Genomic DNA, 11,165 nt, shown 5'->3' with positions numbered 1-11,165 from the left:
GGCGATCGCTTCCGTGCTGACTTTGGCAAACCGTTGGGGTTATTCAACGCCGGCACATTCACTACTACAAGCATAGCTGATGCGGTGAATGCTGCTTATGCTGATGCAGATCAAGCCACCCCAGGCGCACAGGGGTTAGGAATTAACTCTGCTGTGTTCTTTGGTTGGAGAGGACGACAGTATTTATCCATTAACGACGGTACAGCAGGTTTCCAATCCAATAACGATTTAGTTCTGTACGTAGACCGGTTTACCTTCGCTGCGGGTACTCTCAATGTGGATAGCTACTTTATATAATGATATAGGGAATTTTGCCCAAGTGAGGTACATCTAAATAGGCAACAGCTTATCTACTACCGAGATATGTAAGGATCTACACTGCCAATTTCAAACTCACAGGCGCGAGAAACAACTTCATGCGGTAATTCATCAAAACTCACCAAGGGTAAGTAATTGGGGTTGTCCATCAGTTCCTTAGCCAACAAAAAACCAGCAATTGTCCAAGTTTGATACTTCCTGGCTTGTTTACCAATTAAACGTCCCTTTTTACCATCATAATACTCCGGCCATTCATCTTCACTCAAACGTGCCTTAGCAATTTCCACAGCCTTTCTAGCCAAACCACCTTTATGAGTTTTTACAGCTGCTGCGGCCAACATCCACATCAACACAGGCCAACTACCAGCATTATGATATGACCAGGGAATATTTTTCGGGTCACATCCGGTGACAATTTTGTACTCTTCATTTTCCAAAGCGGGAAAACAGATTTTCATAGGCATATCGCCCACCAAGTCTTCCCATCTTTCGTCAATTAAAGTCATAATTGCTTGTGACTGTTCCTCACTAGCTAAATCAGAAATAACGGCCATCAAGTTACCCACCGCAAAAAAACGAGTATCTAACTGTGACGGACCGACATTACCAGCTAAATAACCACCTCGTCGCGGTAGCCACTTATCCAATTCGTAATAAGGAAGTGAGTCCACATAGATATTAAATAAATTCACTGCGCCTTTGCCATACTCCTCACTCTTAAAACGATAAATTGCATTGAGACGATTAATATCTATCCAATAATGGTGGCGAATATGAGCGCATAAAAGCGGTAAGCGCTTATCAATAGCTGCGACTATGTCTTGATTACCTTGACAAATCAGCATTTCACGAGCCGCTCGCAAAGCCGCATAAAATAAAACTTGAATTTCTAGAGGATGGCCATAAATCCCCATACGCCGGTCAATCATGCAAGCACCATCAGGAACTAACAGAGTCGGGTACATATCAAAGCGATTAGCCAAGCAAATTTCCATAATTAACCGAATACCATGTTGGAAATCTGCCTGATAGGCTATGGAATAATCCTTAGTGGCCATTACATATGCACGCAATACAATAATCCACCACAAACAAGAATCCACAGGAGTAACTCTAGCGATCGCGTGTTCCCCGAAATCCGCCTCTAAATATTCCTGTCCATTTTCGCAGACAACCTTAAAGCTAGCCGGTATCAAACCGCGCCCCGGCTTATAAGCATCTAATTCTCTTTCTTTCGGTTGTAACTTCAAAGTTTCCTCTAGGAAATTACGAACAATATCTGTTTTCCCCTTAATTAAAAAAATCAACGCTGAAGAGACAAAATCCCGAACAAAGCACTGATCATAATTCAGTGCTTCCACTGAAACATCATAAGCGGCTACAGTGCCAATGGGGCGGCCTTGATAATAGAGAATTGAATTCTCTAGCGCCCGCCATGCCTGTTCCTCTATATTCTCATCTGTGACTAACTCATTAATTGGCATCGCTAGAGCAACTCCATTGAGGGGGTAAATTTTTAGTAGATGCAGCTGGATAGATTCTTGATGCTATTGTAAGCACAACAAAAAGCATATTTTCAATAGCAAATTGTTTGCCGAAAACCAATTATAGATAATAACTTAAGTTACAAATTTTTCCGCCATTGCCAGACGGCTAATCAGACTATTCCCCTATAATTTATTAATTTATAATGTTTTGGCAGAATATGCAATATCAAAGCCAAAAAAATTTATAGAGTAATATTTAACCATAAATCCATATTTTACTTAAATTATCAATAATATGGTTAAATATTAAGAGTTGTTCATTTACTGACCTGATGAAAAAAAATCAGGGATATTTAAAGAGTCTATCTTGTGTAAAACTAATATCAGTAATAACAAATAGCCATTAATATGACTTCAGTTTTTCCCCACAAAAAAGCCAAAGCCCTCAAACCCACTAGCCGTCGTCCGGCTAAAGACCTTTGTAGCGAGTGCGGACTGTGTGATACATACTATATCCACTATGTCAAGGAAGCCTGCGCTTTTATCAATCAGCAAATACAGACTTTAGAAGCACAAACCCACAAGCGATCGCGTGACCTAGACAACGAAAACGAATTATACTTTGGTGTACATCAAGACATGATGGCCGCCAGGAAACAGCAGCCCATAGAAGGCGCACAATGGACAGGAATAGTTAGTAGCATAGCCATTGAAATGCTCAACCGTGGCTTAGTAGAAGGCGTTGTTTGTGTGCAAAACACCAAAGAAGACCGCTTTCAACCCATGCCCGTCATCGCCCGTACCCCAGAAGAAATACTAGCAGCAAGAGTAAACAAACCAACATTATCTCCCAACCTTTCTATTTTAGAACAAATAGAACAATCAGGGATGAAAAAATTATTAGTCATTGGCGTAGGTTGCCAAATTCAAGCCCTGAGAGCGGTAGAAAAACAACTAGGCCTAGAAAAACTCTATGTCTTAGGGACACCTTGCGTAGATAACGTCACCCGCGCCGGACTGCAAAAATTCCTAGAAACCACCAGTCACTCACCCCACACAGTAGTACATTATGAATTTATGCAAGACTTCCGCATACACTTCAAACATGAAGATGGCTCCATTGAGAAAGTGCCATTTTTTGGGCTAAAAACCAACCAACTAAAAGATGTGTTTGCTCCTTCCTGTATGACTTGCTTTGATTACGTCAACTCCCTAGCAGATTTAGTAGTCGGTTACATGGGCGCACCCTTTGGCTGGCAATGGATTGTAGTCAGAAACGACACAGGTAAAGCCATGCTAGACTTAGTTCAAAACCAGATAGACACCCAGCCGGTCATGTCCCAAGGAAACCGGAAACCAGCAGTACAACAAAGTATTCCCGCTTATGATCAAGGTATAACTATACCCATGTGGGCAGCCAAACTCATGGGTATAGTGATTGAAAAAATCGGCCCCAAGGGTTTAGAATACGCCAGGTTTTCCATTGATTCCCATTTCACCAGGAATTATTTATATGTGAAGCGGAATTATCCAGGGAAGTTACAGCATCATCTGCCAGAATTTGCCAAAAAGATAGTACAGCAGTATAACTTACCCGATTAGTTCTCACCCTCCCAGAGAAGTAATCAAGCCTGTAATCTCATTCTCAATCATTCCTGTTTGCGCCTTTGGGTCTCTGGGTGAAATTAACCAATCATACCTGATTAAAACCCACAGCATCCATTGCCGCCTCTAAGGCGATCGCCACATGAGTCCAGTGAGTCCCCCCTTGACAATAAACTACATAGGGTTCCCGCAAAGGTCCATCAGCGGAAAACTCTAAAGTACTACCTTCAATGAATGTCCCCCCAGCCATGACCACTTGGCTTTCGTATCCCGGTATATCATCGGGGATGGGGTCTAAGTAGGAACCCACAGGGGAATGCTCCTGTATAGCTTTACAAAAAGCAATTAGCTTGGCAGCAGAACCGAGTTTAATGGCTTGAATCACATCTCCACGGGGTGCAAAGGGTGGGGGATTCACTGGATAACCCAATTTATCAAACACATAACCTGTTAAATGAGTTCCTTTCATAGCTTCCCCTACCATTTGGGGCGCTAAAAATAAGCCTTGGAACAATAGACGATTTTGGTCAAAGGTAGCACCCCCATAACTACCAATACCAGGTGCGGTCAAGCGACAAGCTGCTGCTTCCACTAAGTCAGCCCGACCAGCGACATAACCCCCAGCAGTCACAATAGTTCCACCAGGATTTTTGATTAATGACCCCGCTATTAAGTCAGCACCAACTTCTGTGGGTTCTTTGGTTTCTATGAATTCCCCATAACAGTTATCTACAAAACAAACTGTATTAGGGTTTTGCTGTTTAACTAAGTAAACGATTTTTTCTATGTCGGCAATTGATAAGCTCGATCGCCAGGAATATCCGCAAGAACGCTGAATTAATACTAAACGGGTATTTTCAGATATGCCAGTACTTAGAGAATGCCAATCTATAGTTCCCTGTGGGGTTAGCTCCAATTGGCGGTAATTTATGCCAAACTCAATCAGAGAACCTTGGCCCTTACCCCGTAAACCAATGACCTCCTCTAGGGTATCGTAGGGAGAACCCACCACTGCTAACATTTCATCCCCAGGACGGAGAACACCAAACAAAGCGCAAGCGATCGCATGAGTTCCAGAAACAAATTGCACCCGCACCGCCGCGGCTTCAGCCCCCATGACTTGGGCAAAAACTTCATCTAATGTTTCTCGTCCTAAGTCATCGTGACCATAACCACTAACACCAGCGAAATGGTGCGCCCCCACACGGTGATAACGAAAAGCATCCAAGACTTTTTTAAGATTATCCTTGACCTGAGCGTCAATTCCAGAAAAAATCTTTAATAGTGCCTGTTCTGCTTGGCGCAACTGTTCTGATCCGTTCATTAGTTCCTCTTTTGCAAAAAAAAATAGTCAAATAGGCGAATTTTTATATCCCGCAGGTTAGGCTAGATAATATCAAATCGGGTTATTGCATGACAATTGCTACTTCAACTAAACCTCAAATCAACTGGGTAAATACCCTGTTTTTCGTTGTCCTGCACATCGGCGCTTTATTTGCTTTGGTTCCCAGTAACTTTAGCTGGAATGCTGTTGGTGTAGCTTTATTACTATACTGGGTGACTGGTGGACTAGGTATTACTCTGGGATTTCACCGCCTGGTTACTCACCGCAGCTTTCACAGTCCTAAATGGCTAGAGTATTTCTTGGTTTTGTGCGGGACTTTAGCCTGTCAAGGCGGACCAATTGAGTGGGTAGGTACACACCGCATTCATCATTTACATTCTGATACTGACTCAGACCCCCATGACTCCAATAAAGGTTTCTGGTGGAGTCATATCGGTTGGCTGATTTATCATTCTCCCTCTCACTCTGACGTTCCTCGCTTCACCAAAGACATTGCCGAAGACTCAGTTTATCAGTTTTTACAAAAATATTTTATTCTGATTCAGGTGGTACTGGGTTTATTCCTCATCTACCTAGGGGGCTGGTCTTTTGTGGTTTGGGGAATATTTGTTCGCATTGTCTGGGTCTATCACTGCACCTGGCTAGTGAATAGCGCCACTCATAAATTTGGTTATCGCAGTCATGATTCTGGCGATCGCTCTACCAACTGCTGGTGGGTAGCCCTGCTAGTATTCGGCGAAGGCTGGCATAATAATCATCATGCCTATCAATACTCAGCCCGTCACGGCTTGGAATGGTGGGAAATTGATTTAACTTGGATGACAATTCAAGTCCTGCAATTGTTCGGTTTGGCCACTAATGTCAAGCTGGCGAACAGAAAGCAGTAATTTTCAGTTCATTGGTAAGTAGTGGATAAATTCCCTGATTTATTCACTATTGCCCACAGCGAATATTTTCAGCCAACTAAGCCAACTAAGCCAACTAAAATAGTATCGCTGTGTGACCAATGGTTGCTATAATCCAAGACGCTAATGTTAAGAAACTTTACGACCAATTACCTCATAGGTGACTTGGGAGTAAAGCTTATTGTTTTCCAAGTGTTCATGACTACATCAATAATCAATAGCCAGAAACCAGGTGAAGACCTGGGCGATTCCAGCCTGAAACTCACAGATATTATCAAAACCTTGCCACGGGAATGTTTTCAGCACAACCGTCGTAAAGCCTGGAGTCAAGTATTCCTCAGTGTCCTGATGGTGGGTTTGGGTTACTATATTTTGACCATCAGCCCTTGGTTTCTCCTACCCTTAGCTTGGATTTTTACAGGTACTGCTTTAACAGGTTTTTTTGTGATTGGCCATGATTGTGGTCACAGGTCTTTTGCTAAAAGTCGTTGGGTAAATGATTTAGTAGGGCATTTATTCATGATGCCTTTGATTTACCCCTTTCACAGTTGGCGGATTAAGCATAATCATCACCACAATCATACCAACAAGCTGGATGAAGATAATGCTTGGCATCCCATTAGAACACAGGTGTTTGCCAATTGGACTCCTTTCCAGCAGTTTACCTTTAAAGGATTCATGCGTAACCGTCTCTGGTGGGTAGGTTCCATTGGACATTGGGCAGTGGTACATTTTGATTGGCGCAAATTTAAAACCAAAGACCAATCAAGCGTTAAGCTTTCCGTCGCTGTAGTAGTCTTGTTTGGAGCGATCGCTTTTCCTCTTCTCATTACCACAACGGGTATATGGGGATTTGTGAAATTTTGGTTTCTTCCCTGGATAGTGTACCATTTTTGGATGAGTACCTTTACTATTGTTCACCACACAGCCTCTGACGTTCCTTTTCAGACAGCTAACCAGTGGAATGAAGCTTTAGCACAGCTATCTGGTACTATTCATTGTGACTATCCCCATTGGATAGAAATTCTCTGCCACGATATTAATGTCCACGTCCCCCATCATATTTCTACTGCTATTCCTTCTTATAATTTGCGGCTTGCCTACAGCAGCATCAAAGAAAATTGGCAGCCTTATCTACATGATGAGTGTAAGTTCTCCTGGTCGCTAATGAAGCAAATTACCGACCAATGTCAACTATACCAAACCCATGTTGGCTATCAGACATTCAACGAATATTACGCAGGAAAATAGCATTTTCTGGCAATACAGATTCTGGTGATTCTTTGGTGAGATTAAACTCCGACATGAATTACCAGAGATTATCTTCTTGTGTATTAGTCCAAGCTGATACTCAAGATTTGTCAAAAAAAGTCCGATATATATCCCACCAAAGAATCTAGTGCAATCAAACACCATCGCTTTCAATAATTCTGATCACCCTCAATTGTCCGAGAACACAACCCAACTCCCCTTTACGCTTCAGGATTTGAAAGCTGCAATACCCCCTGACTGCTTTCAGCCCAACGTCACCAAATCCCTATTTTTCTTTTTTCGTGACATCTTGATTATTAGTCTGCTGTATGCAGTAGCTCATTATCTGGATTCTTGGTATTTTTGGCCTGTTTTTTGGGTCATGCAGGGAACAATGTTTTGGGCCTTGTTTGTGGTGGGACATGACTGCGGACACCAGTCTTTTTCTAAGCAACAATGGCTCAATAATCTAATTGGACATTTATCTCACACACCCATATTAGTTCCTTATCACGGTTGGAGAATTAGCCACAGAACCCATCACAAAAATACTGGCAATATTGATAATGATGAAAGTTGGTATCCTGTGACCAAATCTCAGTATACAGAAATGCCATTACTGCAAAAAATAGGTAGGTATTACGTTTTTCTTTTGGCTTATCCTGTGTATTTGTTCAAGCGTTCTCCCGGTAAAGAAGGTTCTCACTTTTTACCCAGTAGTCCCCTATTTAAGCCCTCGGAAAAATGGGATGTAATCACCAGTACCGTACTTTGGCTGTGCATGGTGGGTTTATTGGGTTTCCTCACTTATACATGGGGTTGGATGTGGTTAATTAAATACTACGCTATGCCCTATATTGTGTTTGTGATTTGGCTAGATTTAGTGACATTTTTACATCATACCGAGCCAGATATTCCTTGGTATCGTGGGGAAGAGTGGACTTTTTTAAAAGGTGCTATTTCTAGTATTGATAGAGACTACGGTTTTATCAATCACATTCATCATGATATCGGTACTCATGTTGCCCATCATATCTTCTTGAATATGCCTCACTACAATTTAGTCAGGGCCACAGAAGCGATTAAACCAATTATGGGTGAATACTTCCGCTCATCTCAAGAGCCAATTTGGAAATGTTTATGGCGTTCTGCCGTTAGCTGTCATTTTGTCCCAGATACTGGTGGTAAGGTTTACTACAGTTCTAAGTAAAAAAAGAAACATTAAGTCCGCACAAGCGGACTTTTTTTGTATCTCACATTCCGCACCCCAGAAACCCAGCAAACATCGTCTAAGCAGTGCGAAAACGGGCTAACTCTTCACCAGTTTTCGCATCATGGGCGTGAACAGTACACACCAAACAAGAATCAAATGATCGCGCCACGTGACCAACTTCCACAGGGTCCGTAGAATCTTCAATGGGTGTCCCTATTAAGGCTTGTTCGATGGGGCCGCGTTTACCTTCACTGTCACGGGGTCCAATATTCCAAGTACCAGGAGTAATTACTTGGTAATTTTTAATCTTACCTTCTTGTACTTCAACCCAGTGAGACAAAGCGCCCCGGGCTGCTTCTGTCGCACCCCAACCCTGTCCATCTTTTTCTGTTGGTTTGATATACCAAGGGTCGTTTAATTTCAATTCTCGTAAGCAGTGTTGGGCTTGGCGATATAACTTGACAATTTCATGAAGTCGTGCTAACTGACGCAGATGAACACTAGCACCACCCAAGCGCTTAAAAGCATCTAAAATAAATCCGTCATGATGTTGCCAAGATTCACCATGATTACCACCAGCTACTAACTGCCTAGCTAACGGACCCGCTTCTAACCGCCCAAAGTCTTGGTGAAGTACAGCACTAGACCAAGAATAAGCATTTTCAAAGTCTTTAGTATTTGAGACTCTGGGTTTAGTAGTGCGATCGCTGGGGTGAACATCTGCCGTTCCCTCATCGTACCAGGAATGAGTAGTATTTTCCCGCAGCAAGGACTGATCCATTGAAGCGTGAGTATCGCTGAAACTATCATACACACCATTTTTCATAAACATGGCAGTATTTCGCCCTGGGATAGTTGGTTTTTGGTATTTGTCTTCATGGGGTAAATACCCCCAAGTTACATATTTACCCACACCAGCCCCATATCTATCCAGACCGATATCTAAACCCATACGCCAATAAAAACCCAGGTCTGACTCACGATGATTGGGGTTTTCATCTAACCAAGCCATAAAATCATCATAGGTGCGGATTTGTTCATATCGTTCTAAGGAACAGCCTAACCACACTGGTTCTAACCAATTGGTGCGGAAGTATTCCAGAATTGCCCAAGCGCGGGTAATGTCTGTGAGGGTGGGGGCGCACATCACACCACCGGGAACCATGTAACTAGAATGAGGCCATTGTCCGCCGAAAAGGGCATAAATTTCGACGGGTTTACCGGAAATTGTGATGCCGAGTTCATAAGACTTACCAGTAAAAGCCGCAAACCTGCGACAAGCTTCTTCATAAAAGCGGCTACTGCGGTAATTTTTATTGGTTAAGTCAATAGCAAACAAACCATAAAAGTATCGTGGTATACTTTGTATGGTTTCCACAATTTGACCCAAATTTCTGGCCAATATGGCATTACGAGGAACTTCCGTACCCCAAAGAGTATCCAATGCCCAAGATGCACTAGTCAGATGGGAACCGCCACAAATACCACAAATGCGGGGTGTAACAATTAAGCCTGCTTGGGGGTCTTTGCCGCGTAAAATAATTTCAAATCCCCGAAACATTTCCGCCTGTGTCCAGGCGTTAACTACCTGCCCATCTTCAATATCTACTCGCACATCTAAATCCCCTTCCACTCTACCCACAGGGGAAATATCTAATGTTTGAATCGTCATTGTGTTCTCCTTCAAGTAGTTTTAAACAGTAAAAAAGTCCTCCTCTGCCCAAGGCGGCATGGTGTCTTTAGCTACCATTGTCAGTAAGGCGTAATCTTTGGCTTTGACTCCTGGAGGTAATTCTTTGGGAACGCCCATGATGGTTTGGGTTTTAAAGACTGTTCCGGGCTGGAGGTCAAAGAAGGGAAATTCTGGTTCTGTACAACCTATACAAGGCATCCCTGCGCGGGTTTTTGAGGAGACGCGGTTCCATAAGGTGCGGTTACAGGATGAATGTGTCATGGGACCACGACAACCTAGGTCATAATATAGGCAGCCTTTCCGTTGACCAAATTCCTCGATTGATGCTTTATAGGCAAAATGAACGTTACGAGTACAGCCTGTTTGGGTGTAGGTGTTGAAGAAGGTTTGAGGGCGTTGCAGTTCATCCAAGGCAATATCTGCTATGCGTCCTGTGGCGATGGCTACTAATATCTGGGTAATCCAATCGGGATGGGCTGGACATCCGGGAATGTTGATGACTGGTAACCCGGCTTGGGAGACAAAATCTTTACCTAAGAAACCGCCTTTTTCACGCTTGAGATATTGCAAGCCTTGTGATTCACTGGGGTTGGGTGACATGGCGGGTATACCTCCCCATGTGGCACAGTCTCCTACGGCCACAATAAATTTAGCCACTTGGCACAAGTCTTTTAACCACTCCTTCATGGGGCGGTGGGCAAAACGGTTCCATTGCCCTGTACCGTTGGGAGCGTTAATAACGCTGCCTTCAAATACTAAGATGTCTAGGGTAATTTTACCGGAAATGCAATCCCATAACAAGGTTTGCAAGTTATCACCCATTTCTACTCCTAGGGAGGGATGCCATAAAATATTAATGCCAAAGTCGGCAATGAGATCGCAGACTGTTGGTTCTTCGGCGTTGAGAAATGACATGGTGTTGCCTGAACAAGCGCCGCCTTGCAGCCATAGTATATTAGTCATTAGCTACACATTTTTGTATTGTTGATCATGCCGGATATGGGTGATGAGGTTTGTAGGGTATCACCTGTCTATGAATATTTATTTATTAATATAACTTATTTTTTTTCTGATGCTTGATTTATTAAATAAAAATTAATTATTACCGTACATCTAAGATGTGAAAGCAACATTGTAACACCGGCTTCTAGCCAGTATTTAGCCGCGCAGCATTAACAGCTAGTGCAATTCACTCATTCTGCGCTGTTCTATTATATCGTGTAGACAGGGAATAAATTCCCTGTCTAATAGCTAAAGTCGGTTAAAACCGACTAGTTTATGTGCAATGTTGATAAATCTTTCTCAAACCGATAACTGCTAGAGGGGACAAGCAGGATGCTTGTGTTAC

General features: G+C 42.8%; 9 protein-coding genes. 5 read left to right on the top strand and 4 right to left on the bottom strand.

Annotated elements, in window-relative coordinates:
- The coding region (locus tag NWP17_RS15965; protein WP_280655864.1) for a bluetail domain-containing putative surface protein at window positions 1–297 on the top strand (297 nt) is incomplete at its 5' end.
- A 56-nt stretch (window positions 298–353) separates the two neighbouring features.
- Here the strand turns inward: NWP17_RS15965 and NWP17_RS15960 are convergent.
- Entirely contained in the window at window positions 354–1,802 is a 1,449-nt protein-coding gene (locus tag NWP17_RS15960) for a glycoside hydrolase 100 family protein (protein ID WP_280655863.1), read from the bottom strand.
- A gap of 411 nt (window positions 1,803–2,213) precedes the next feature.
- On the opposite strand from NWP17_RS15960, the gene NWP17_RS15955 reads away from it, so the two are divergent.
- A complete protein-coding gene (locus NWP17_RS15955; RefSeq protein WP_280655862.1) occupies window positions 2,214–3,407 on the top strand; it encodes a Coenzyme F420 hydrogenase/dehydrogenase, beta subunit C-terminal domain in 1,194 nt (397 codons plus the stop codon).
- 91 nt (window positions 3,408–3,498) lie between these two features.
- Here the strand turns inward: NWP17_RS15955 and NWP17_RS15950 are convergent, their stop codons facing one another.
- The gene (locus tag NWP17_RS15950; RefSeq protein WP_280655861.1) at window positions 3,499–4,734 is read right to left on the bottom strand and encodes a methionine gamma-lyase family protein; all 1,236 of its coding nucleotides are present in this window, start codon (window positions 4,732–4,734) and stop codon (window positions 3,499–3,501) included.
- Between the two features lie 89 nt (window positions 4,735–4,823).
- On the opposite strand from NWP17_RS15950, the gene NWP17_RS15945 reads away from it, so the two are divergent.
- The 3 genes from NWP17_RS15945 (at window position 4,824) to NWP17_RS15935 (ending at window position 8,121) form a co-directional block, all read left to right on the top strand.
- A complete protein-coding gene (locus NWP17_RS15945) occupies window positions 4,824–5,642 on the top strand; it encodes an acyl-CoA desaturase (RefSeq protein WP_280655860.1) in 819 nt (272 codons plus the stop codon).
- Between the two features lie 216 nt (window positions 5,643–5,858).
- On the top strand, window positions 5,859–6,911 hold the full coding sequence (locus NWP17_RS15940; RefSeq protein ID WP_280655859.1) for a fatty acid desaturase: 1,053 nt from the start codon (window positions 5,859–5,861) through the stop codon (window positions 6,909–6,911).
- Between the two features lie 148 nt (window positions 6,912–7,059).
- The gene (locus tag NWP17_RS15935) at window positions 7,060–8,121 is read left to right on the top strand and encodes a fatty acid desaturase (protein WP_280655858.1); all 1,062 of its coding nucleotides are present in this window, start codon (window positions 7,060–7,062) and stop codon (window positions 8,119–8,121) included.
- Between the two features lie 79 nt (window positions 8,122–8,200).
- Here the strand turns inward: NWP17_RS15935 and NWP17_RS15930 are convergent, their stop codons facing one another.
- Together NWP17_RS15930 and NWP17_RS15925 are read right to left on the bottom strand one after the other, a co-directional pair.
- The gene (locus NWP17_RS15930; protein ID WP_280655857.1) at window positions 8,201–9,796 is read right to left on the bottom strand and encodes a nickel-dependent hydrogenase large subunit; all 1,596 of its coding nucleotides are present in this window, start codon (window positions 9,794–9,796) and stop codon (window positions 8,201–8,203) included.
- Between the two features lie 21 nt (window positions 9,797–9,817).
- The gene (locus NWP17_RS15925; RefSeq protein ID WP_280655856.1) at window positions 9,818–10,780 is read right to left on the bottom strand and encodes an NADH-quinone oxidoreductase subunit B family protein; all 963 of its coding nucleotides are present in this window, start codon (window positions 10,778–10,780) and stop codon (window positions 9,818–9,820) included.
- Window positions 10,781–11,165 lie beyond the last annotated feature (385 nt).

It is taken from the genome of Chrysosporum bergii ANA360D (assembly GCF_029891735.1).
Classification (GTDB): Bacteria; Cyanobacteriota; Cyanobacteriia; order Cyanobacteriales; family Nostocaceae; genus Umezakia; species Umezakia bergii.
The sequence above is the reverse complement of the archived record's forward strand: the minus strand, read 5'-3'. Positions and strand labels throughout refer to the sequence as shown.